We start from the raw sequence: 21,278 nt of genomic DNA, 5'->3' as shown, positions 1-21,278 counted from the left end.
TCTCGGTATTTTCCGCAGAAAAAGGAACTCATTCGTCTCCGTATAGCCACTGGAGACAAGGGCATGGGAGGGTGTTAGAATCAGGTCAGGGTAAGCGCTGGAGAGATAGTAAATGGCTTTGGATTCAACCTGTTTGGGTTAAATCATAATAGCAGTTAATCAGCCTCGAAAGTAAATTACAATAAATAAAATACTTCTGAGGCTGAACCAATGATTACTCCAGGAACTGCATATAACAACTGTTTTTCAAAATTTATATTTGATGGCGATACTTTAACCTTAGACTTTCGAGGTGCTGATTTACGAGTAAGACTACGATGGATAGATACTCCTGAAGCTCAAAGGTCAGGAATAAATAGCACAGACCCCAGAATACTTAAACACTGGGAATGGGCGCAAAAAGCAAAAATTGCATTGATGAATTATGTAGCAGGAAAATCAATAATCACGGTTCCGAGCGAGAAAGATCAGTACGATCGCTGGTTATGCGATTGTTACTTTGACAAAATTTCGGTAGCAACCAACATACAAATTCTGTTATGCAAAGCAGGAATGGCAGTTACTTATATGCCATTTAATCGATTTGCCTATAACACCCGAGAATTAGCTGTACTCAGAGGGGTAATCACTGAAACTGCCAGCGCTAATCGTAAAAAACTAGGGCTTTGGTCAGAGCCTGACCTAATTCTTCCTTACGAGTTCAAAAAATTAAACCTCTCCTGAAAAATAATGAAATTAGTCGAAAAAATAGTCAAGTATATGGAAGCCAATGACTATGAATTGGCTACCGGAGCGGGAGAAAAAAACATAATTTATGTTGAAGGGATGGACCCGGATGGAACCCTTAACGCCGATACTCCAAATCATTTCAACGATGCGCGACTGCTTTTAGGGTTTCACAAAGGAATCCCAACGATCGAAGCTGCTTGGGAAGCGACAACCGAACCAGGCTACTACTACACCGACAACCCCATGAACCCTAATGGAGCCGCCAGAATTGCCTTTGGGCAGTATCGGGCATGGCAAGTCGGAATTCATGGCTACTCTAACCCCCACGAAGCTCTTATCCAGGTCGGACTTGTCAAAGTGCACCGGGATTGGAATCGAGACATGATGAGAACCGGTGATGCAATCGATGAGGGTTACTTCGGCATCAACCAGCATTGGGGCTTTGACCATCCGGTCGATGATATTCATACAGCCGGAGCTGGCTGCTTCGTTGGTCGATTGTGTGACGAACATATCGACTTCATGTATCGAGTCAAGTCTGACCCAAGGTACAGACATGACCACGAGTTTATCTTTCCGACAACTATTATTCCGGGTGATAAATTGTTTGCTCGTCACTAATTTCCGACCATGCTTCTTTTCGTAAAACACGGCAAACGGTCATCTGACCAATCCCTAAGTGAGTTGCAATTTTTTGCTGACTCCAGCCCTGTCCCCGAAGATTCCAAATCTGTTTTACCTTCTCGGAATTTAAGACAGAATTGCCGTTAGCTTCACCCTTATTGACACTTTTACCGCAATAAGGATGATTTTCGCCCGATCGAGTACGTTGTTTCTGAACCATATCGGCTACATTATCCGCATTAGTTCCTAGAAACAAATGGCTAGGATTTACACACTTCCTGTTATCACAATGATGACAAACAAAAATGTCCTTACTTGATATTTCTCCATGTATTAACTGCCACGCTAATCTATGCACGTTTTTCGACTTTCGATTAACTGCAAAAGAGCCATATCCATTTTTACAAATGCCTGCTTGCCACTCCCAACAACCAGTTTCAGGATTTTCTTTAACTTTTTCAATGAAACGATCGATCCAATCAGGAGCGTCATTTTTGCGAAAAGTCTGTTCGATGTTCATGTTAGCCTCAACTAATCTAAAATCAACATCTCAAAGCGAAGCATCATTTTTCACTGACCATCATTCCTGGCAACAAACTGTAATTTATGCACAAATGAAACAAGAAACTCTTGACTATATTGCTGCTTCGATCGGTGTTATCACAGTTGCTTCAACCTATATTTTCTGGTTAGCTTCTAGACAAATTAAGGATAGTTTAACTCATAAGATTGAAAGATTTGCTTATGATTTAATGAAGAAACAAGAGAGTGATGCACTTACTGCTGGGTACAAAATACGACGATGGCAAGATGTGAATAAACTTCGAGCGATTACGGTAGATTGTAGACTTGAAGCTATTGAAAGACAGTTACAGATGCCTACTTGCAATGTTATTCAGACGATCGAACAACAATTTGAAGATACAGACTCAACTATCTAACTCAATCAATTACTAATTATGAAATTAAGATATAGAAAACTAACTGTTGATCAGTTAGATCTTATCTCCAGTCTTTTAGGAGCTGTTGCAGGCATTGCCGAATTACTTGTAGCTTGTAAATACATTGATAACGAAAAAGGTCAGCTTATCGCTGGAATAGCGTTAATTGTTTGGGGCTTCTTTAGTAATAAACAGCCTCGCGTTGAGAAACCTAGAAGGTATCAACCACATCCTGAATATCTACTCAATGAACTGACAGAGTAAGAATATCAGTAAAACTCCGACTCAAATACCTAACAGGAAAACTGTTAACTGATTCATAAGTTTCATCCGTAACTTTCATCCATAAATCTCATAGTACAATCATTTTAAGTTGTTATTTTACTATGAGATTTATTTGTGGTTATAAATTAGGGAGTATTCAGTTTATCCGATATAACCTTTGTTGCTCCGATCGCTCCAGTAACCAAACCTATAACTAATCCAGAAGTGAAAACATCTGCTGGATTTGGTAAGTTTCTGCGCTTCAATTCTTCACTTGCCTGATGCGCGTCTTCTTGTAACTCTTGCATTACATTGGGTACAACTGTAGCAGTTGTTAACAAAGCTGTTGTCAATGTTCCTGCCAAAAATACTGATTCGCTTGCTGTTGGTTTACGCATTTTGTCTCCAGGTTTTGTTTGATTGATGTAGTACGATCGAATTGACGAACACTTAAACTTACTTCTTTTCCAAGTAATCCTTGTATTTAGCAATCAGAGAAGGTGAGCCATGCTTCATTACAAGGTATTGAAAACACTTTTTACCTACATCTGAATAACTTCGAGGCTTCCGTCTCCCCTGGGTGAAACCCAAACCGATTTGTATGAGTTTGCTGGCACTTGTATATTTATCGGATAATTTCAAAATGCGCTCAAAAAGTGCTGTTTCTGACTCATTTGGCAGTAATATTGAGAAATCTTCGGCATCCCAGATAACTAGATAATCCTCTCTGGGTAAGGCTTTCGGAGTTATCTCGGCTTTGATAAGGTTATCCGACATGGATAATTCTTCACCTGAGTTATCTGCCGAATTATCTGGTAAATTATCTGAGTTTTGGCTGGCTTGCGATCGATGTAACTCTATTTTTTGATCGAGTTCTTCAGTGGTTGATTCGGCTAACCAATAATCCCACGAGACCGACTGATTTAATGCCCGATTTAGTTTGTCTATGTCCGTTTCTTTTTCAGGTTTTACTTGAGATTCTGTGTGAGATTCTACTTGAAATTTTGTGTGAGATTGTAGTTCAGTCCCTGAGTTTTGTAAGCTAAGGTTTGCATCAGGTGTCGGGTCAACTTCTGAACTAAAGCCATTAAATAACTCATAGACCCATTCAGGACGTATCCAGTACGGCAAAATAGAAATAGGCAAATCTTTGATGCACTCTCCCTCTTCATCTTTGATGCCCGAAATAGTTCCTTTGAAAAGTGGCTGATATTTGCTGTCCGATCGTAACTGAAGTTTGATAACTCCTGAGTTAACAGATTTGCTGAAACCGTCACCCCCGCCGAAAGCAGCGTTAGTATCATTGTGAGCAATGAAGATAGGCGCTTCTTTACCTTTGCGAGGGTCACCAACAACTTTTCTAGTTAGTTTACTGGCAGGTTCCGCCGTACCTTCTTCAAAGCCATATTGTGTCATTTCATCAAAGATAGAGGTCAGCCAATCATCTTTTAGAGTTCTGACTTTGAATCGATCGTACATAGCATTAAGCTGTGCGCCAACTTCCTCAAAGTTTTGATTTGCGCCGTAGCCTGGAACGCCTAGCTTAACCAGAGTTTTCCAGCACTCATCATAATTCTGGTGAAAGTGAGGGTCAGCGATCGAAATGATTTTGTGACCATACAAATAATGCCGACACAGTGCTAAAAAAGCTCCGAAGTAACTTTTAAAGCTACCCATATCCCCATAAATTAGGATAGGTTTGTGCATCAGTTGTGCAATCCATCCGCCTTCATGCTCCTCAATCAATTTGAACAGCTTCGATCGGGCAGCAGCTATATACTCCGCTCTCTTCTCTTCTACTGTTTTCTCTCTGGCTGCACCCCCCGGAACACTATTAACAACAGAATCAGAAATGGAATCTGTTTCTGTTTCTGACTGAGAATCAAAAACTGTTTTTGTTTCTGGTGTTGGGGGTTGTGAACTTTTGAGAAGATGCTCAAGAATGGTGGGGTGATCGTGAGCCATGACCCGGACATAATTTTGCTGAGTCTCGGCTTTGTAGACCTCAACAGAGGCATTAGCCCGAAGCTTCTCTTTGACCACTACCTCCTCAACTAGAACCTCGGTGAGGGCGGAATTAACAGCAGCATCAAGAGCTAGTTGTTTCAGTCGCTGCTCAAATTCCCAGAGCTCTTGCCGTTCGAGCTGCTCCTTTTTTTTCTGGCTGTCGTGCCAGCCGAAATATCCGCAGCCGATCGCAGCCAGAGAGCTGGCTTGCCGAACTCCCACCCAGCGATCGAAAGGAAGCGGCATCAATGCCAACGCCAAAGAGCAAAATGCTCCGAAAAATGACCCGACCGTTACCCTGTTACCCATGACTCATGACTCCTATCCTTTACCCAATCCCCAATACCCAAAATCCAATGCCCAATGCCCGATGCCCGATGCCCGATGCGCGTGATTTCCAATCCGATGCGCGAGATACCCGCGCGATTTCCGATGACCGATGACCGATGACTAATGACTGATGACTAATGACTGATGAGTGAGGAGTGATGCCAAGACTTAAATCTCCCTGTTGCTGACTCAAACCAGTACAGCCGTAGCAACAGGGAGGTAAGTGTTATTTACTACCAGCACCAATGATCCACATGGCGACGATGATAAAGATTGCGATCGCCAAACCATGCTGCCAGGTCAGGAGATAATACAAATCCCAGAAGCAGAGAATGCCTCCGATCGCCAGTGCTGCACCGCCAGTCCGCCAGAGTCCGACATAAGCGCGATCGGCTGGCGACACGAAAAACAGACTGAGAGAGCCGATGACGATCGCCACGATTCCTAAGAAAATATGTGACGGGAAGAACCGAAACACATTCGCTATGCCAATGCCGATCGAGAAATTCACTACCAAAAATAGCCAGTTGTTGACATTCTTGAGGTGTTTCAGTTGCGCTGACGGCTTAAAAACGGGTACTTCTTTCGGTGGCTGTGGTTGTACAGCAGGCTTCGGGTTTTGTGGTAATTGTGGAGTTTGTAAAAACATGGTTGGTGCATTTATTGAAGGTTTTGCCGTAGAGCAGACAACAATTGGGGCAAATCTCGATATTCTGTATTGCCGAAGCTTCAGCAACTACTAAATATCCGTAACGGTTGGGTACTTTTATTCCCGGTTGATGGTCATCTGTCGTTACCCAGCCTGTGTTTGTCGTAGCAGCAGCGCCGTTCTTGTAATCGATCGAACTGACGACTTTGAAAACTTGACCTTTAGGAATAATCAATTTCCACCTCTGAAGAAACTACTAAATCTTGAGAAACCACGATTTATCTGCGAAGCAACACCATTAACTTTGCCTGCCATGTCGCCTGACCAGTTAACCGCCACATTGATGGAATCCTTCGCTTTGGCTGTTGCCGATCGTTGTGTTGCCGATCGTGCTGTGGCTGAACCTGAAGCTGAAACAAATTGAGGTTGAGAGAAATTGGACTGACTAATTTGGACTGGAGAGGAAGCAGAACCGCCAAGAGCTGGATGATTCAAGCCATGAGTACCGTGTTTCAAACCGTATGCAGCTTGCTTATAGATATTGGTTTCTTCTTCTTTCCATTTTGCTAATTCAGCAGCAAACTCTGGATTTCCTTGCATCCTTGTAGTGGCTGCATCAACTTCAGCAACTTTCTTAGCGATTGCTGCAATAACTGTGTTGTCCCAGAGAAGATTTTCTTGTACTGTTTCTGCTGCAAATTGTTCCTTATTTTTTGTTAGCCGATAATCTTGCTGCTCAACTGTTGCGCCGTATTTCGCCCGAGCAACTGCAACATCTATCTGAGCTTTCTTAATTTTCTCAGCACCTTTATAGCCAGCTTCCATCAGCCAGCCTTGGAACTCACGGAAACAGATTTGTGCGTCAATGAGTAGCTTGAACTTCTCTTTGATTTCGGTGATGTGGTCAAGAAACCATTTTGCTTGGATTGCCCGATCGCCGATCGCAGCCCAGCCCTGGGGAGTGAGTTCGTTCAAGTTAGCGGTTGTGATATTGAAAACATCAGCTAACATTTGCTCCCCGTCTTCATCAAGAGCGCCCCCGACTAGGGTTGTGAGAAGGTAGGTCAATACATCTTGTTCTTGGTCGAGTAGTTGTTGCATTGTTCTTCCTCTTAATCAAATTGTGTTGGATCATTAGGATCTAGATTATCGATCCAGTTTTTTGCATTAGCCAAAGCTGTTTCTGTGTTGTAAGCAACTCCTTGTTTTAGTCGATCGTACACACACCAATTCACTTTTGTGTTTAACTCAACCGATTTAAGCGTAATTACTAAGCCTAAATGTTCGTATTATTCAGCATCAGAGTCAGATTCTATAACGCCTCTTCTTTGGAGATTAAGCAAGAGTTTCATAGCTAAGTTGCTGACGGTACGATCGGACAACAAATTCAAAAATTTATCTAACATTATTGCTTACCTCCTCCAATTCTTCATCGTCATACTCCATAAAATCGTTAATCCACTTTTTGGCTTCTAGGAGGGAGGAAGCAGAGTCGTAGGTCATGCCTTGATCAAGAAACCGATACATACCGTCGTAGACATACCAGTTCCATTGTTCGCTCCAGCGTTCCTCTCCATCAATGTGAAAGCATCTCAAACGAATAATCAATCCACAATGTTCATATTCATCTGATATTGGTGGATCTATCACCCATTCTGTGATTGCACCTCTAAGTTTTAAGTAGATTAACAACTGTTTGGTGAATGAGAGAACGATCGAATCTGGTAACAGACTCAGTATTGGTTTAAAATTCTTACGCATTTCGTTCCCCTTGCCGTCCTAGATAAGTTTTGATTTCGACTGTTTCTCCCGGTTCCGGTTTGGGGAGCTGAAGCTCGACTTCTTTCATTGCCCGAATCGCACAGACTTCAGTGTCGCCGTAAATTGTAAAAACTTTGGTTGGGTGACGGCTGCTGTTAACGTAAACTTTTCGAGAATATTGATTCGCTACTTTTACTGTTCCGAATAACCAATCAAACATCTATTTATTCTCCTGTACAATTTTGCCATCTAAAAAATCTACTACCCAAGTTTGAGCTAGAGCAACACCTTCATCTCTAGTATCTGCAACCCCAGTTTTTAACAATACTTTGCCAAACCCGTCATAGACTAACCAATCCCAGTAATTGAGTTCTTGTCCCAAAAATGTTGAATATGCAGAGAAAGGCTTGACTTGAATTTGCAATCCTGCATAGAAATAGCAATCTGGCAGTAAATGTTGAGCATCAGGATTAAAGTTTTGGTAACCTTTATTTATCAGTTCTGTGGAAAACTGAGCGATCGTCTTCTTAGAAACGAACAGACTCGGAAGTAGTTGCAGCAATTCTCTGAGCATAATTATCTAAAAAGTAGAGAGCAAAAAAGCATCAAAACCAAAATTGTAATAACTAAGTAACCAAAATTAACGAACCAACAGAGAAGAAATAACGTGACTTGCATCCTTAGAACTCTCCAAGGATTCACCTGAAACCATTCAGTGTAGCCATCTAATCCTTTAGTTCGCAATTGGTGGCTACCCTCAAAGATTTTGTGCATCATTTTTTCTGTCAGTCTCATGTTCATTGTGAACACGATCGCCCTAATTTCTAAGTTTGTTTGGTATTCTTGTGATAGAAAATATCGGCGTGTTTTTGGTGTTTCACTCAAACCAACTTTGCAAAGATTACCGTCTTGAAAGATGTAATTAAACCCAGGGACATATTCACTTTTCCTCTTAGGTTTGGGTTTTTTAGGTTGCCGTTGGTGTCTAAGAATTAGAGTTGCTTTAGGATTTCGCATTCATTTGTGCCTTCAAAATGGCGATCGAATGAGATAAAAGTGCGACTTGTTGACTACATAATGCCTTATGTCGTGGTGTCAAAGTTCGTATTTCTTGAGTAGCATTACACCGCGTGTCAAAGTCGCTGGATTTCAAATCATCTTCAAGTTTGGCGAAAGTGATTTTATTCTGTGCGATTTCGGCTTCGAGTTCGGGCTGCGACATCTCGTAGCTTGCGGGGCGCGAACGCGCCATCGTTTTTTTAACTCTACGCATCAAAACCACTTGTCGTTCTGCCAGTTTTTCGTTGCGTTGCGATAGCTTCAAAAGTTCTTGACTTAATTTCAAAGAAGCTTTTGTATCAGTCACTTTTCCTATTTGAGCTTTGAGCTTATTTTTGAGCAATTCGTTCGCATCACGTTCAGCTTGAAGCTCGTCATAAGTCATGCTTGTCAGTATTTTTACCATGATGATTACTCGACTGTTTGACGGTTATTGTTGCTGCCAATGCCTACTGAAGGAGCAATTTGATAAACTGTGGTGTTATTGACTGTTTGACTGCCCTGAACGATCGTCGGAGGTGTTTGTTTCAGAGCTTCTTGATACCCGCTTTGATAACAGAGCGCACCGAAACCAACCATCAATGCTGGGATAGCTCTACTCATCCAAGGATATCCAGGTTCAGAATTATTACTTGTTGGTGTTGAATCTGCCGATTGGTCATTCATCGTTAATAATCCTTGCTGTGATTAACAATTCTTGCGATCGTATTGCTTGCACTATCCTTTGAAATCCGTATCAAGCCTTCATCTGCCATATCTTGAACATCAATTTCTACTCGCCATTCTGCGATTAAAGTACAGAAAGCAATTTCTGCTGTACTGCCTACTTCAAAACCTTTCAGGAAATCGAGAATGGCTTGCATATCAGCCGTTAGTTCCATAGTTCCATATCATCTTGAGACGGGAATGTACATTCATAGTTCTGCTGATCTGTCTCCAACCTGTAACAGGTTTCGGGATAAGGGCATTCTCTGCTTCCTACACAGTTCGGCGGTAAAATTCTTTTTCGTGGCTGGCACAGTTGTAGATTTTCATCAACAGGCTCTACAAATCGTGTCATATCACCTGTACACAAGTTCAAATCGATAACTCGGCACAATTCCAAACACTTTTTATCAGCACTGTAGACGTAAACTTTTTGCTGACTGTGCCAGTCAAATATTTTTCTAGATGTGATAGGGACTAGCATTTAGCAAACCCCCGTCATAAATACTGAAGCTGAACTCACAGGATAGGGATTGGCGGGAGCGGTAAAAATCGAAAGTAACCACTGAATCATTGCTCTTTCCTCTTGTCTAGATTGAGGTGTAGATTTCTTGGTACAGAAACAGGAACAAGAACAAGAACAGGAACAGGAAGGGGAACGCAAGCTCGCATAGATAACTAAAGCAGTGAATAGTTGTTCTCTGTGAGCTTGCCTAGCTTGATGCTCCAGAACTAGGCGATCGCTATAAGCTTCAGCTAGTTCTCTACAAGATTCGATTAGCCCCAAAGTCCAGTAATCTGTTTCGATTCCTGTTTTTTTCCCGGTAAACTCCCGCCACGCAAATCTAAAGGAGTCGATCGAACAGATTGAGTGATCGAACCAAAATTCGCTCGAACTTTAGCTGCTCTATTTTGAAGTTTGTCCACTACATTTGCGCCCAGGGCAATGCAAAAAGTATCAACTATTTGCTCAGATGCTGCATCAGCAACATCAGTCATTGCTAAGCTGGCTTCTTGAGTGATCGATCGAATAGCAAGTACCATTCCATTGGTTTCTTCTTCCGCGTCGCGGTGTTCACTATGGTCAACCGCAGTCTCGTCAATATCATCATTTTGAGCTTCCGCTGCGGTGCCTGTCCGTTTGCCAGCTATTTGTAACAGTGCGTCTGCTGGCGACATCATTTGTTCTCGTACCAGTCGGTAGTATTCAGTCACTTCGAGAGCATCAGCGTCTACAACCTGAGAGTTTTGCCAATCTCTCTGACCCAGAGCTTTTCGGACATTGGTGATGTCGCTAACTTTGCCCAGACCGAGTTGAGCTTTGAGTTCGATTCTTGAAATACTCATCTGTGTTGATTCCTATGTTTTGTAAGTAATTGCGGGTTTTGTCGATATCTCGATCGCAGATCAAGAAGATTTCCTCTAGCTGAACCAGACACCATTTCGAGAAATCTGAGAATTTGCGACTATAAAGCGATCGCTCAATTTCTGGGCATTCTTCCTCAAGCAGTGCCAATCTTCGTTTAAAAGTTGCTTCTGCCATTGGCTTATTCGTTTTGTTGGAAATCTTGCCCAGTTCTGCCCTTAACTCCGATCGCGTCCAGAAATTGCGCCTACCCGATTCTTCCGTAACTTGCGCTGTTATTGTCTTTCGGCGTTTCATGTCTTTGTATGAGCTACTTTAGGGATAGCTGGGGCTGTCTTTCCAGTAGCTCATCGGCACTCAAAAAAAAATTATCGTAGCTTGCGGGGCGCGAACCGCCATCGTCTTATCGATCGTCCCGTGGGCTTCCTTTTTCAGTTCCTGGTTCGCTTGGGGCTTGAGCTTTTGGATAAGCCATTGTTACATCCCAATAACCATAAGCCCTTGCATTATCAAGGACTTGTTGTACTGCTTCTTGAGGAGTCTTGCCAAAACCTGTAACGATGCTGGGGGGGTTGCAAGAACGCTCAACCACAATCTGATGTGATTGCAAATGCTGTTTAAGCAGGTGCTGTTGCTGTAACATAATTCTGTCTCCTAGTGCCGTGTGGCGGCATTGGTGGAAAGTCTGGTAAATGTGGTGACACACGTTTACCAGGCGTTTTTGCACTGTAACATCCAAATGATGTTATGTCAAGAGAATTTAGAACTTTAATCTAAGATTTGTTGCGCTCATAGAATATGCTAAAAAAATGAGCACAGAAGACGTTACAGAAAAGATTAAAGGAAAAAGTAGGGATTCTCGCGATCGCCTTACCTTTGATGTGGGCGGATTGCGCGATCGGCTTAGAGCTCAGGCGATCGAACCGAATCAGTCACTGGCATCGATCGTCCGCATGGCACTGATCGAATGGCTGGAGGAACGGGAAGCTGTCCAAGATAAAGAATCTGAAGAATCTAAAGAATCTGAAAAAAGCGATTAAATTAATATACCAATTATTGACTATGCCTCAACCCTATATTTATTAAGGATTTCAACCATATTTGACACACAATGGCATTGTAGGGGTCAGCGGTTCGAGCCCGCTATTCTCCATTAAAAAAACGCAAACAGCGATAGATGTTAAATACTCGACTTCTTACAGAACTCGGGAATATCGGTATTCTGTTTTTTCAGGTGGACTTACTTATCGACGATTTATCCCCAAGTCGATCGTCCAAAAATGCGAACTCAATTTTTGGTAAAATCAAAACATTCTACCCGCAACCAAAGCGCTACCTGTGGCCAAGTCAACTGAACCCAGCAATCCAGAGAGGACGAGCCAACTTGCCCGCACGCCTCTATACGACCTATCATTAGAACTCAAAGCTCGGATGGTGCCCTTTTCCGGGTGGGAGATGGCGGTGCAGTACGCAGGCATCAGCAGCGAACATCAAGCAGTACGCCAGCAAGCAGGAATGTTCGACATTTCCCACATGGGCAAATTTGGTTTGAGAGGGAAACAAGTAAGAGAAAAATTTCAATCCTTAGTACCCTCTGATTTGAGCCGATTGCAACCCGGTCAAGCTCAATATACAGTCTTGCTAAATGCCAAAGGCTGCATCTTAGACGACATTATTTTCTACTGCCAAGAACCCGATGCCACTACTAGCGAAGAACGGGCAGTAATCATTGTCAACGCCGCCACTCGCATCAGAGATAAAGCTTGGATTGCCGCCCACTTAGAGTTGAGCGGAGTTAGTTTTGCAGACATCTCCAAAAACAAAGTTTTGATCGCAATTCAAGGACCAGAAGCTGTTAATTTTCTCCAGCCTTTTGTGGCCGACACCCTCGCACAAATTAAGGCTTTCGGTCACTTAGAAACAAACCTGTTGGGACAGCCGAGTTTTATCGCCAGAACAGGTTACACCGGAGAGGATGGATTTGAAATTATGGTCGATGCCGAAGTTGGAAAAGAACTCTGGCAAAAACTGTTAACTGCTGGCGTTGTACCCTGCGGCTTGGGTGCGAGAGATACTTTGCGTCTAGAAGCAGCAATGGCTCTTTACGGTCAAGATATCGATTACCATACTACGCCTTTAGAAGCGGGATTGGGTTGGGTTGTTCACCTGGACACCAAAGGCGATTTTATTGGGCGCGAGGTTTTGGAACAGCAGAAAGCAAATGGAGTGTCGAAGCGCTTGGTAGGGTTAGAAATGCAGGGGCGGCACATTGCGCGCCACGGCTATCCGGTAATATTTGAAGGCGAAACTGTAGGAGAAGTTACTAGCGGTACATTATCGCCTACTTTGAATCGGGCAGTAGCCCTGGCGGTTGTTCCGGCAAAATTAGCTAAAATCGGTCAGCAGTTAGAAGTCGAAATTCGCGGCCAAAACTATCAGGCTAGTGTGGTAAAAAAACCATTTTATCGATCGCCCAATCGACCTAACTTGTAGGGTGAGTCAGCTCAAATCATCTTCGCCTCCCATCGAAAAACTCTGACTGACGCACTTTACGAATTTCCGCAAAATTTCACCAAGTTGTAGGGTGCATTATTGAATAAAATTTACTTGATACTTTGTTTATTGCGAGAAAAGACATGGCAGAATACCCAAATGACTTGAAATACCTAGACACCCACGAATACATCCGACTCGAAGGCGACATAGCCACGATCGGCATCACTGAGTTTGCCGCGAATCAATTAGGTGATATCGTATTTGTGGAATTGCCAGAGGTCGGTACAAAGCTGGAAAAGGGCGATGAATTCGGTTCAATCGAGTCAGTGAAAGCAGTTGAAACCTTATACGCACCCGTTACCGGCACTGTGGTAGAACGCAATGATGGCATTGTAGACGATCCTGAAGTTGCGGGGCAGGACTCTTACTGCGATGGGTGGCTGGTGAAAATGCGCGTTGACAATCCCAGCGAACTCGATGACGCTATGTCTGCCGAGAAATACCGTGCACTGGTCGCCGAAGCGGATCAGTCTTGAGTTTTGATTGGGAATTTGGGGCTAGGGCTCGTTGATTCCTCCACAATCCGCCAGGGGTTCATATCGTTTCCGATCGAGTGACCGCGATTAAAAGGGCGGGTTTTTAAGATTGTCAATTATTGGCAGATATTTTTCGTGAACCCGCCCCTACCGTATTAGGGGTAATCGAGCGGACATGATATCATATCGTTTCCGGTTGCACTCATAATTCCGGTGCAACCGGAAACGATATGAGACAGGAGTTGAAACTCCTGTTGGACTTTGATAGACGGAGAAAATCTCCCTTCTTCCTTTGCAAAATGTTACAAACAAAGAAGCAAAAGTCTATTCAGGAGAATCAGCCTTGGTACTCTACAGCCCTCAACTTGAACCCAACCAGCAGCAAAACCTTTCATCCATCAATGGTTTTGCGGGCCGGCACATTGGCCCGACACCCAGCGAAATCCAGGAAATGCTCGAGTTTTTGGGCATTTCCAGCCTCGATGAGTTGATTGACAAAACGGTTCCAGCGGCGATTCGCATTTCTGGACCCCTACAACTTCCCGCAGCGCAAAGCGAGTACAGCGCTTTGGCAGAATTGAAAGAAATTGCTGCAAAAAATCAGGTATTTCGATCGTACATCGGCACTGGATATCACGACTGCATAACTCCCCCCGTCATCCAGCGGAATATCCTAGAAAATCCCGGCTGGTATACAGCTTACACTCCCTACCAAGCCGAAATTGCTCAAGGGCGGTTGGAAGCTTTACTGAACTTCCAAACCATGATAATTGACCTCACGGGTTTAGAAATTGCCAACGCTTCTTTGCTGGATGAAGGGACTGCGGCGGCGGAAGCGATGGCGGTGAGTTACGGCGCCAGCAAAAAGGGGGCAAAAGCGTTTTTTGTTTCCCAGGATTGCCACCCTCAAACTGTGGAAGTGGTGCAAACTCGCGCTAAGCCGTTGGGAATTGAGGTAATTGTCGGCGACCATCAAAGCTTTGAGTTCGATCGTACAATCTTCGGCGCTCTCCTGCAATACCCCGCCACAGACGGCGCAATTTACGACTATAGGGATTTTATTCGATCGGCACACGAAGTCGGCGCATTAGTCACAGTAGCCGCCGACATTTTGAGCCTTTGCTTGCTCACACCCCCCGGCGAATTCGGCGCGGATATAGCCGTAGGAAGCACTCAGCGCTTCGGAGTGCCGATGGGATTCGGAGGACCCCACGCCGCCTATTTTGCCACGCGAGAAGAGTTTAAACGGCAAGTTCCCGGGAGAATCGTCGGCGTTTCTCAAGATGCCAACGGCAAATCTGCTTTGCGTTTGGCCTTGCAAACTCGCGAACAGCACATCCGCCGCGAAAAAGCAACCAGCAATATTTGTACTGCTCAAGTTTTGCTGGCAGTGATGGCGAGTATGTATGCTGTTTATCACGGCCCGTCTGGACTGAAAGACATTGCTGAGAAAGTATGGAGTTTAACAGCACTTTTGGCATCCGGTTTAAGAAGTTTCGGATACAAAATTGGTTCTCAACCTTTCTTCGATACTTTGCGGGTAGAATTGGGAGACAAACCGCTGTCAGAACTTCTAGAAGCTGCTAAAGAACGCCAAATTAATCTGCGAGTTTTTGATGATTCGACAGTGGGAATCACTTTAGATGAAACTGTCACCCCTGAAGATGTGCAAGATTTGTGGAAAATTTTTGCACAGGATAAGGATTATATCAGGGCTGACGGGGAGAATGCTCTCAACATTCCGCTGGATGCAGACGCATTGAGTTCCTATTTGACCTTACCAGATTTTTGCGATCGTACCAGCAGCTATCTCGCCCACCCAGTTTTCAACAGCTACCATTCAGAAACTGAACTTTTGCGCTATTTGCACCGTTTAGAAGCCAAGGACTTATCGCTAAATACATCGATGATTCCCTTGGGTTCTTGCACAATGAAATTGAATGCAACAGCGGAGATGGTGCCGGTGACTTGGGCGGAATTTGGCAAGATACATCCCTTTGCACCCCGCGATCAAACTCGCGGCTATCAAATGATGTTCGTGCAACTCGAACAGTGGCTGGCAGAAATCACCGGTTTTGCGGGAATTTCTTTGCAGCCCAACGCCGGTTCCCAAGGCGAATACGCGGGCTTGTTAGTTATTCGCCAATACCACGAACACCGAGGCGAATCTCACCGAAATATCTGTTTGATTCCCCAGTCAGCCCACGGTACAAATCCGGCTAGCGCGGTGATGGCGGGGATGAAAGTAGTTGCTGTCGAGTGCGATTCCCAGGGCAATATTGATGTCGCAGATTTGCGAAAAAAAGCCGAAAAGCACAAAAATGAATTGGCGGCATTGATGGTGACATATCCATCAACGCACGGCGTTTTTGAGGAAGAAATTAAAGATATTTGCGAGATTGTCCACAACTGCGGCGGACAAGTTTATATGGACGGCGCAAATATGAATGCTCAAGTTGGTTTGTGCCGCCCCGGTGATTTTGGTGCTGATGTTTGTCACTTGAATTTGCACAAAACTTTCTGTATTCCCCACGGCGGCGGCGGCCCTGGTATGGGGCCTATTGGGGTAATGTCTCATTTGATGCCTTTCTTACCTTCTACTGATGAAGAATTAAAATCTTACCCCCCCCAACCCCCCCTTACTAAGGGGGGGAGCAACATCAAATCCTCCCTTCCTAAAGGCGAAATATCCCAATCAGTTGGTGCTGTTTCCGCAGCACCTTGGGGAAGTGCTAGCATTTTGACTATTTCTTGGATGTACATTCGGATGATGGGAGGAGTGGGTTTAACTGAGGCGACAAAAGTAGCAATTCTTAATGCTAATTATATGGCAAAACGGTTAGCATCTTATTATCCGGTTTTGTACAAAGGGAAAGCTGGTTTGGTGGCGCACGAGTGTATTCTGGATTTGCGATCGCTCAAAAAGACAGCAGGCATTGAAGTCGAAGATATCGCTAAACGGTTGATGGATTACGGCTATCACGCGCCGACGGTTTCTTGGCCGGTTGCTGGTACGGTCATGGTGGAACCGACGGAAAGCGAATCGAAGCAGGAATTAGACCGTTTTTGCGATGCAATGATGGCAATTCGATCGGAAATTGCGGAGATTGAAAACGGTAATGTTGACGCGCAAAATAACGTCTTGAAAAATGCGCCACATACCGCAGAATCTCTGATGGTTGATGAGTGGAATCGTCCTTATACTCGCGCGCAAGCGGCTTATCCGGCACCTTGGACTCGCGAACATAAGTTTTGGCCGGCGGTGGGCAGGATAGATAATGCGTTTGGCGATCGCAATTTTGTCTGTTCTTGTTTGCCAATGGAGGCTTACAGTCAAGACTGAAATTTATGCTAAATCTCGTTTGGCTCTGAGTTGAGAGTCCCTTGGCATCCCCCACATCTCCGTCTAGATAGATGAACTTTGCATAAAACTAGGTAATTTAGGAGATTTTTTCTCCTAAATACCTGTTTTAGGCTACCATAATCGGTGAAAGTAGTGTAATCCAATGCCTCCTAATAGGTAAAAACAATGTTAATTCAACTTACTATACAAAATTTCTTATCCTTCAGGGATGAAGTCACTTTTAGTATGGTGGGAGTTAATAGTGACCAACAACATATAGATCACCTTGCTGAAGATGCAGCAGGAAAAGGGCGATCGATATTGCCAATTGGAGCAATCTACGGAGCAAACGCAGCAGGCAAGTCAAATCTGATCGAGGCTATAAGTTTTGCCAAAAACTTAGTTGTACAGGGAACTCGCACCAGTCAAACTATCCCTGTTTCTCCATTCAAACTGGGTGATTATAGTAAGCAACCTAGCAAGTTTGAGTTTATTTTTACGCACCAAGGCGATCGATACTCCTACGGGTTTAAATTAAATAGAGAGCAAATTTTTGAAGAATGGCTTTATGGAATCCCTCAGGGCAAAAAGCGGGAAGTGATGTACTTTGAGCGGGTCACGTCATCAAAAAAAGAAACTACAGTAGAATATGGTTTAAAACTTAAAGGTCGAAGTAAGAAACATCAACAGTTTCTCGATTTTATTGCACAAGGAACTCGCCCCAATCAACTTTTTTTGACAGAATCTCTTGAGCGAAATGTTACTTCTTTACAACATATTTTTGACTGGTTTCTAAAAGTATTAACTATTATTCCCGCAGAAGCAGATTACACACCATTGGAAATTAGTATACTCAGTGATGAATCATTTACGGACTTTCTCAGTGAGTTTCTGAAGTTTGCAGGAACAGGAATTGATTCAATAGTAACAGAGAAAGTAGAGTTGGATTTTGAGCGACACTTGCCAACTCTGCCTAAAGTTTTAAGAGATAATCTTATTCAAGAGCTGAATAAAGCAGAAAAAAATTCAATTGCAATGATTGAAAACTTAGAAGGTACAAGATTTCTACTCTTTAAGGACGATCGGAGTCAATTAACCTTGATTCAACTCAGAACTCGTCATCGCAGTGAAGAGGGAGAATTTATTGACTTTTCAATAGAAGAGGAATCAGAAGGAACTCAACGTCTCATTAATTTGATTCCTGCTCTTTTTATTTTAAAGCAAGAAGAAGAAAAAGTGATTTTTCTGGATGAACTTGATAGACGTTTGCATCCTCTGCTTTCTCGGAATTTTGTACAAGTAGCAATCAATTGTAGAGACAAAAAAAACCAACTCATTTTTACAACCCATGATACCAATTTGCTAGACTTAGATTTACTCCGACGGGATGAAATTTGGTTTGTTGAAAAGAGCGAACAAGGTGTGTCTAATCTTTACTCTTTAGCCGAATTCAAAATGAGACCAGATCTGAAAATTGAGAAAGGTTATTTGAATGGACGTTTTGGAGCTATTCCCTTCTTTGGAAATCCACAAAGTTTAGGCTGGCTTAATTGTGAAACCGATCTATCCGTGATAACTAAGTAATAGCAATGGCAAAAATTAAGCGAACAAAATTATTAGATCGCGAACACGACCGGAGAGATACAAAACTATTTATAGTTGCTACGGAAGGTAAGGAAACTGAAAAGCAATATTTTGGGATGTTTAAGAGCACCAGAATCAAAGTCGAGATATTAGCAACTACAGAAGATGGTAAGTCTGCACCTGAATATGTTTTAGAACGTTTAGATAAATTCAAAGAACGATACGATCTAAGTAAGGATGATATGCTTTGGCTGGTTTCTGATAGGGATCGTTGGGGGGACAAAAAATTGAGTTCTGTCTGTAGTCAAGCTAGGCAAAGAGGTTATTATTTAGCTATTAGCAATCCTTGTTTTGAAGTATGGTTAACTTTACACTTTGAAGATATTAATACTCAGGAGGATCAGACTTGCAAGTGCGATGAATTCAAGAAAAGACTACGAATAATTTTAGGAAGTTACAATGGTAGCAATCTGGATATCTCTGCTTACAAGCCCAAGACAAAAGATGCAGTAAATCGAGCAAAAAATCTACATCCAAGTGCTCAGCAAGATTGGCCACCAACACTAGGAACCCATGTGTATAGACTTGTTGAGATTCTGCTGAAAAGCTTGGGTAGTGACTGCTGACTTCAACATCTTCTATAATGTGAATAAGAGATTAGGATAATTTAATTAACATTTTTGGATCGCACAAGCAGTTTTCAGACTTTATCCAAATGAATGCAGGATTTGTGTGGCGATCCCCCTAAAATAAATCGAGTTGGATTATCATATTATTGTTAGGTTTTGTGGCTGCTTTGGGGATAGTGGCAGCAACAGCTTACATCAAAATGGCGATCGCCCAAACTATCGGCCCGGCTTTGTCTGTTGATGTTACAGCCGATCGACATTCCATCAGCCCCGACATCTACGGTGTAAATAAAATTAGCACGGGTAACTGGGGCTTGAGAGTATGTAAATATGGTTTTATGGCAACATACCCGGCTAATTCTATGACTTTGGTGGCTATTCCCAAGGCTAATTCTTAGCGGGAGTTAACTTAACCCACGGAATTCACCTCCCAGAACCGGAATGATTAAACCGCAGAGGACGCAGAGGAGACTGAGGAGAAGAGAGAGATGAATAATTCTGACATTTTTAATTTGAAATTAGACCTGAAGCGTCCATGCGATCGTCCTCAGCATCCGAGTGTGTTAGGGGACAAATACAACTTTCCTGTCCCAGCCACTGCGATCCTACTTGATGCAGGGCTGCCATCACCGGTTGAATTTGGCGACCCTTGGGCGTGAGGGAATATTCTACACGGGGTGGAATCTCGGCATAAACACGCCGATCGACTAACCCTTGAGATTCCAACTCTCGGAGGCGTTGGGTGAGGGTTTTGGTGCTGATGCCAGGAAGTGCCGCGAGTAATTCGTGGGTACGCCTCGCGCCTCCAAACAGTTCGCGTAGAACCAAAATTGACCATTTATTGTCCAACAAATCCAGCACAAATTGAATCGGACATTTAATTTCTATGCACTGACTGGGTTCCACCATAAACTCCATTCACAATGGATATTCCAGGGGTAGATAACTGCGCGATCGCAATCTCAAGCTGGGTTGGACTTCTAAAATGTTTGTAACGTTTTTTCGATCTGCAAAACCCGAAAATTAATATTTCTTTAGAAATGGCTCAAGCCTCCTATTGGCTTCAATGCTTTACCTCAAGTAACTATAGGATAGCACTGGTAACTGACTTGTGGGCGATCGCGGATTAAGGAACAATTGCTAGACAGTCATCAATCCTGAATCATCCACTCCTATGGTCAGTTCAATTAGTAAATCGGAGTCTGCTGGTCTGCCATCCGGCATTAAAGCACCCGTTCAAGAAACCCTGTTAACCCCCCGCTTTTACACCACCAATTTTGATGCCGTTGCCGAACTGGATCTGTCCGGGCAACAAGCGGAATTAGAAGCAGTTGTAGCAGAATTGCGCGCGGACTATAACCGCTACCATTTTGTCCGCAATCAGGAGTTTGAGCAATCCTGGGACAACATTGATGGCGAAACGCGAAAGGCATTTATTGACTTTCTAGAGCGCTCCTGTACCTCGGAATTTTCGGGTTTTCTGTTGTTCAAAGAACTCTCCCGCAAACTCAAGAATCGCCAACCGTTGTTATCGGAAGCCTTTAACCTACTGGCACGGGATGAAGCGCGCCATGCCGGTTTCTTGAATAAGGCTATGGCCGATTTTGGGTTGTCTCTCGATCTGGGCTATTTAACAAAAAATCGTACCTACACATTCTTCCCTCCTGAATGGGTAATTTATACGGTTTATCTGTCAGAAAAGATTGGCTACTGGCGCTATATTTTGGTGTATCGCCATCTCGAACAACATCCCGAACATCAAATTTATCCCCTGTTTCGCTACTTCGAGAATTGGTGTCAGGACGAAAATCGGCATGGGGATTTCTTTAAGGCTTTGTTGCGATCGCAGCCTCAGCTTTGGAATAACTGGAAGGCAAGACTCTGGGCGCGCTTTTTCCTACTGACGGTGTTTGCCACCCACACTATGACGGTGTTGGAACGATCCACATTTTATGACTCGATCGGCATCGACCCCGATGAATATAACAAGCAGGTGATTCATCACACCAATGAAACGGCAAAACGGGCGTTTCCCAGTATTTTAGATACTCACCATCCAGAATTCTTTCCCCGTTTGGATCGATGCGCGATCGCCAATCAGAAGCTAGCAGAAATCTCAAGTAACCAGCGCCCTGCCGCCATCCAATTTTGCCAAAAATTACCTTGGATTGCTGCGATCGTCTGGCAGTTGTTGCGCCTTTATTTACTGCCGTCGATTAATGCTGAATCGTCCAGAACCGCGATTAATTAGGAGA

General features: G+C 43.5%; 29 protein-coding genes. 12 read left to right on the top strand and 17 right to left on the bottom strand.

Features of this window, described 5'->3' with window-relative positions; genetic code table 11:
* Positions 1-210: 210 nt before the first annotated feature.
* Positions 211-723 (top strand): thermonuclease family protein, encoded by a 513-nt coding sequence (locus QUA99_RS08775; RefSeq protein WP_333235703.1) that lies wholly within the window; start codon positions 211-213, stop codon positions 721-723.
* 6 nt (positions 724-729) lie between these two features.
* A complete protein-coding gene (locus QUA99_RS08770; protein ID WP_333235704.1) occupies positions 730-1,350 on the top strand; it encodes a hypothetical protein in 621 nt (206 codons plus the stop codon).
* On the opposite strand, the gene QUA99_RS08765 is transcribed toward QUA99_RS08770, so the two are convergent.
* On the bottom strand, positions 1,316-1,873 hold the full coding sequence (locus QUA99_RS08765) for an HNH endonuclease (protein WP_333235705.1): 558 nt from the start codon (positions 1,871-1,873) through the stop codon (positions 1,316-1,318). The genes QUA99_RS08770 and QUA99_RS08765 overlap by 35 nt on opposite strands.
* On the opposite strand from QUA99_RS08765, the gene QUA99_RS08760 reads away from it, so the two are divergent.
* Together QUA99_RS08760 and QUA99_RS08755 are read left to right on the top strand one after the other, a co-directional pair.
* Entirely contained in the window at positions 1,872-2,294 is a 423-nt protein-coding gene (locus QUA99_RS08760) for a hypothetical protein (RefSeq protein ID WP_333235706.1), read from the top strand. The two genes, QUA99_RS08765 and QUA99_RS08760, sit on opposite strands and share 2 nt — an antisense overlap.
* Positions 2,295-2,312: 18 nt before the next feature.
* Positions 2,313-2,558, top strand: coding sequence for a hypothetical protein (locus QUA99_RS08755; protein ID WP_333235707.1), 246 nt, complete (start codon positions 2,313-2,315; stop codon positions 2,556-2,558).
* 146 nt (positions 2,559-2,704) lie between these two features.
* Here the strand turns inward: QUA99_RS08755 and QUA99_RS08750 are convergent, their stop codons facing one another.
* The 15 genes from QUA99_RS08750 to QUA99_RS08685 all read right to left on the bottom strand — a co-directional run bounded on the left by QUA99_RS08750 (position 2,705) and on the right by QUA99_RS08685 (position 11,078).
* Positions 2,705-2,956 (bottom strand): hypothetical protein, encoded by a 252-nt coding sequence (locus QUA99_RS08750; RefSeq protein ID WP_333235708.1) that lies wholly within the window; start codon positions 2,954-2,956, stop codon positions 2,705-2,707.
* Positions 2,957-3,014: 58 nt separating this feature from the next.
* Positions 3,015-4,874 carry a hypothetical protein gene (locus QUA99_RS08745; RefSeq protein ID WP_333235709.1) on the bottom strand — a complete coding sequence of 620 codons (1,860 nt, stop codon included), beginning with the start codon at positions 4,872-4,874 and terminating at the stop codon, positions 3,015-3,017.
* Between the two features lie 247 nt (positions 4,875-5,121).
* Positions 5,122-5,544: a hypothetical protein gene (locus QUA99_RS08740; RefSeq protein ID WP_333235710.1), complete on the bottom strand. Its 423-nt coding sequence runs from the start codon at positions 5,542-5,544 to the stop codon at positions 5,122-5,124.
* Positions 5,462-5,779 carry a hypothetical protein gene (locus QUA99_RS08735; RefSeq protein WP_333343222.1) on the bottom strand — a complete coding sequence of 106 codons (318 nt, stop codon included), beginning with the start codon at positions 5,777-5,779 and terminating at the stop codon, positions 5,462-5,464. The genes QUA99_RS08740 and QUA99_RS08735 overlap by 83 nt, the downstream gene beginning before the upstream one ends.
* Entirely contained in the window at positions 5,776-6,645 is an 870-nt protein-coding gene (locus tag QUA99_RS08730) for a hypothetical protein (protein ID WP_333235711.1), read from the bottom strand. The genes QUA99_RS08735 and QUA99_RS08730 overlap by 4 nt, the downstream gene beginning before the upstream one ends.
* Positions 6,646-6,939: 294 nt before the next feature.
* Positions 6,940-7,305: a hypothetical protein gene (locus QUA99_RS08725; RefSeq protein ID WP_333235712.1), complete on the bottom strand. Its 366-nt coding sequence runs from the start codon at positions 7,303-7,305 to the stop codon at positions 6,940-6,942.
* Positions 7,298-7,525 (bottom strand): hypothetical protein, encoded by a 228-nt coding sequence (locus QUA99_RS08720; RefSeq protein WP_333235713.1) that lies wholly within the window; start codon positions 7,523-7,525, stop codon positions 7,298-7,300. The genes QUA99_RS08725 and QUA99_RS08720 overlap by 8 nt, the downstream gene beginning before the upstream one ends.
* Positions 7,526-7,879, bottom strand: coding sequence for a hypothetical protein (locus QUA99_RS08715; protein WP_333235714.1), 354 nt, complete (start codon positions 7,877-7,879; stop codon positions 7,526-7,528). It lies immediately after the preceding gene.
* A 2-nt stretch (positions 7,880-7,881) separates the two neighbouring features.
* A complete protein-coding gene (locus tag QUA99_RS33085; RefSeq protein ID WP_445250992.1) occupies positions 7,882-8,322 on the bottom strand; it encodes a GIY-YIG nuclease family protein in 441 nt (146 codons plus the stop codon).
* Complete coding sequence (locus QUA99_RS08710; protein WP_333235715.1) at positions 8,309-8,770, bottom strand: hypothetical protein; 462 nt, start codon at positions 8,768-8,770, stop codon at positions 8,309-8,311. Before QUA99_RS08710 ends, QUA99_RS33085 begins: the two co-directional genes overlap by 14 nt.
* Positions 8,771-8,775: 5 nt before the next feature.
* A complete protein-coding gene (locus QUA99_RS08705; RefSeq protein WP_333235717.1) occupies positions 8,776-9,030 on the bottom strand; it encodes a hypothetical protein in 255 nt (84 codons plus the stop codon).
* A gap of 2 nt (positions 9,031-9,032) precedes the next feature.
* Positions 9,033-9,245, bottom strand: a complete 213-nt coding sequence (locus tag QUA99_RS08700) for a hypothetical protein (RefSeq protein WP_333235719.1) — start codon at positions 9,243-9,245, stop codon at positions 9,033-9,035.
* Between the two features lie 601 nt (positions 9,246-9,846).
* Positions 9,847-10,416: a hypothetical protein gene (locus QUA99_RS08695; RefSeq protein ID WP_333235720.1), complete on the bottom strand. Its 570-nt coding sequence runs from the start codon at positions 10,414-10,416 to the stop codon at positions 9,847-9,849.
* Positions 10,364-10,732, bottom strand: a complete 369-nt coding sequence (locus QUA99_RS08690; RefSeq protein WP_333235721.1) for a hypothetical protein — start codon at positions 10,730-10,732, stop codon at positions 10,364-10,366. The genes QUA99_RS08695 and QUA99_RS08690 overlap by 53 nt, the downstream gene beginning before the upstream one ends.
* Positions 10,733-10,838: 106 nt before the next feature.
* Positions 10,839-11,078: a hypothetical protein gene (locus QUA99_RS08685; RefSeq protein WP_333235723.1), complete on the bottom strand. Its 240-nt coding sequence runs from the start codon at positions 11,076-11,078 to the stop codon at positions 10,839-10,841.
* A gap of 166 nt (positions 11,079-11,244) precedes the next feature.
* Here QUA99_RS08685 and QUA99_RS08680 point away from each other — a divergent pair, with 166 nt between their 5' ends.
* The 7 genes from QUA99_RS08680 to QUA99_RS08650 all read left to right on the top strand — a co-directional run bounded on the left by QUA99_RS08680 (position 11,245) and on the right by QUA99_RS08650 (position 19,421).
* Positions 11,245-11,475, top strand: coding sequence for a hypothetical protein (locus QUA99_RS08680; RefSeq protein ID WP_333235724.1), 231 nt, complete (start codon positions 11,245-11,247; stop codon positions 11,473-11,475).
* Between the two features lie 298 nt (positions 11,476-11,773).
* Positions 11,774-12,928, top strand: a complete 1,155-nt coding sequence (gene gcvT, locus QUA99_RS08675) for a glycine cleavage system aminomethyltransferase GcvT (protein WP_333235725.1) — start codon at positions 11,774-11,776, stop codon at positions 12,926-12,928.
* A 143-nt stretch (positions 12,929-13,071) separates the two neighbouring features.
* Positions 13,072-13,467 carry a glycine cleavage system protein GcvH gene (gcvH, locus tag QUA99_RS08670; protein WP_333235727.1) on the top strand — a complete coding sequence of 132 codons (396 nt, stop codon included), beginning with the start codon at positions 13,072-13,074 and terminating at the stop codon, positions 13,465-13,467.
* A 343-nt stretch (positions 13,468-13,810) separates the two neighbouring features.
* Positions 13,811-16,810, top strand: a complete 3,000-nt coding sequence (gene gcvP / locus QUA99_RS08665; protein ID WP_333343224.1) for an aminomethyl-transferring glycine dehydrogenase — start codon at positions 13,811-13,813, stop codon at positions 16,808-16,810.
* A 186-nt stretch (positions 16,811-16,996) separates the two neighbouring features.
* Positions 16,997-18,394 (top strand): ATP/GTP-binding protein, encoded by a 1,398-nt coding sequence (locus QUA99_RS08660; protein WP_333235728.1) that lies wholly within the window; start codon positions 16,997-16,999, stop codon positions 18,392-18,394.
* Positions 18,395-18,399: 5 nt separating this feature from the next.
* Positions 18,400-19,020: an RloB family protein gene (locus tag QUA99_RS08655; RefSeq protein WP_333235729.1), complete on the top strand. Its 621-nt coding sequence runs from the start codon at positions 18,400-18,402 to the stop codon at positions 19,018-19,020.
* A gap of 149 nt (positions 19,021-19,169) precedes the next feature.
* Entirely contained in the window at positions 19,170-19,421 is a 252-nt protein-coding gene (locus QUA99_RS08650) for a hypothetical protein (RefSeq protein WP_333343225.1), read from the top strand.
* Positions 19,422-19,530: 109 nt separating this feature from the next.
* Here QUA99_RS08650 and QUA99_RS08645 read toward each other — a convergent pair whose 3' ends face one another.
* Positions 19,531-19,932 (bottom strand): helix-turn-helix domain-containing protein, encoded by a 402-nt coding sequence (locus QUA99_RS08645; protein ID WP_333235731.1) that lies wholly within the window; start codon positions 19,930-19,932, stop codon positions 19,531-19,533.
* Between the two features lie 265 nt (positions 19,933-20,197).
* Between QUA99_RS08645 and acsF the strand changes: the two genes are divergently transcribed.
* On the top strand, positions 20,198-21,274 hold the full coding sequence (gene acsF, locus QUA99_RS08640; RefSeq protein ID WP_333235732.1) for a magnesium-protoporphyrin IX monomethyl ester (oxidative) cyclase: 1,077 nt from the start codon (positions 20,198-20,200) through the stop codon (positions 21,272-21,274).
* The last annotated feature ends 4 nt before the right edge of the window (positions 21,275-21,278 follow it).

This window comes from Microcoleus sp. F10-B2, from assembly GCF_036704965.1.
Classification (GTDB): domain Bacteria; phylum Cyanobacteriota; class Cyanobacteriia; order Cyanobacteriales; family Microcoleaceae; genus Microcoleus.
The sequence above is the reverse complement of the archived record's forward strand: the minus strand, read 5'-3'. Positions and strand labels throughout refer to the sequence as shown.

Coding starts and splice junctions, on each gene's coding strand:
- QUA99_RS08775 (WP_333235703.1), top strand. CDS start 211: ATGATTACTCCAGGAACTGCATATAACAACTGTTTTTCAAAATTTATA.
- QUA99_RS08770 (WP_333235704.1), top strand. CDS start 730: ATGAAATTAGTCGAAAAAATAGTCAAGTATATGGAAGCCAATGACTAT.
- QUA99_RS08760 (WP_333235706.1), top strand. CDS start 1,872: ATGTTAGCCTCAACTAATCTAAAATCAACATCTCAAAGCGAAGCATCA.
- QUA99_RS08765 (WP_333235705.1), bottom strand. CDS start 1,873: ATGAACATCGAACAGACTTTTCGCAAAAATGACGCTCCTGATTGGATC.
- QUA99_RS08755 (WP_333235707.1), top strand. CDS start 2,313: ATGAAATTAAGATATAGAAAACTAACTGTTGATCAGTTAGATCTTATC.
- QUA99_RS08750 (WP_333235708.1), bottom strand. CDS start 2,956: ATGCGTAAACCAACAGCAAGCGAATCAGTATTTTTGGCAGGAACATTG.
- QUA99_RS08745 (WP_333235709.1), bottom strand. CDS start 4,874: ATGGGTAACAGGGTAACGGTCGGGTCATTTTTCGGAGCATTTTGCTCT.
- QUA99_RS08740 (WP_333235710.1), bottom strand. CDS start 5,544: ATGTTTTTACAAACTCCACAATTACCACAAAACCCGAAGCCTGCTGTA.
- QUA99_RS08730 (WP_333235711.1), bottom strand. CDS start 6,645: ATGCAACAACTACTCGACCAAGAACAAGATGTATTGACCTACCTTCTC.
- QUA99_RS08725 (WP_333235712.1), bottom strand. CDS start 7,305: ATGCGTAAGAATTTTAAACCAATACTGAGTCTGTTACCAGATTCGATC.
- QUA99_RS08720 (WP_333235713.1), bottom strand. CDS start 7,525: ATGTTTGATTGGTTATTCGGAACAGTAAAAGTAGCGAATCAATATTCT.
- QUA99_RS08715 (WP_333235714.1), bottom strand. CDS start 7,879: ATGCTCAGAGAATTGCTGCAACTACTTCCGAGTCTGTTCGTTTCTAAG.
- QUA99_RS33085 (WP_445250992.1), bottom strand. CDS start 8,322: ATGCGAAATCCTAAAGCAACTCTAATTCTTAGACACCAACGGCAACCT.
- QUA99_RS08710 (WP_333235715.1), bottom strand. CDS start 8,770: ATGGTAAAAATACTGACAAGCATGACTTATGACGAGCTTCAAGCTGAA.
- QUA99_RS08705 (WP_333235717.1), bottom strand. CDS start 9,030: ATGAATGACCAATCGGCAGATTCAACACCAACAAGTAATAATTCTGAA.
- QUA99_RS08700 (WP_333235719.1), bottom strand. CDS start 9,245: ATGGAACTAACGGCTGATATGCAAGCCATTCTCGATTTCCTGAAAGGT.
- QUA99_RS08695 (WP_333235720.1), bottom strand. CDS start 10,416: ATGAGTATTTCAAGAATCGAACTCAAAGCTCAACTCGGTCTGGGCAAA.
- QUA99_RS08690 (WP_333235721.1), bottom strand. CDS start 10,732: ATGAAACGCCGAAAGACAATAACAGCGCAAGTTACGGAAGAATCGGGT.
- QUA99_RS08685 (WP_333235723.1), bottom strand. CDS start 11,078: ATGTTACAGCAACAGCACCTGCTTAAACAGCATTTGCAATCACATCAG.
- QUA99_RS08680 (WP_333235724.1), top strand. CDS start 11,245: ATGAGCACAGAAGACGTTACAGAAAAGATTAAAGGAAAAAGTAGGGAT.
- gcvH (WP_333235727.1), top strand. CDS start 13,072: ATGGCAGAATACCCAAATGACTTGAAATACCTAGACACCCACGAATAC.
- QUA99_RS08660 (WP_333235728.1), top strand. CDS start 16,997: ATGTTAATTCAACTTACTATACAAAATTTCTTATCCTTCAGGGATGAA.
- QUA99_RS08655 (WP_333235729.1), top strand. CDS start 18,400: ATGGCAAAAATTAAGCGAACAAAATTATTAGATCGCGAACACGACCGG.
- QUA99_RS08645 (WP_333235731.1), bottom strand. CDS start 19,932: ATGGTGGAACCCAGTCAGTGCATAGAAATTAAATGTCCGATTCAATTT.
- acsF (WP_333235732.1), top strand. CDS start 20,198: ATGGTCAGTTCAATTAGTAAATCGGAGTCTGCTGGTCTGCCATCCGGC.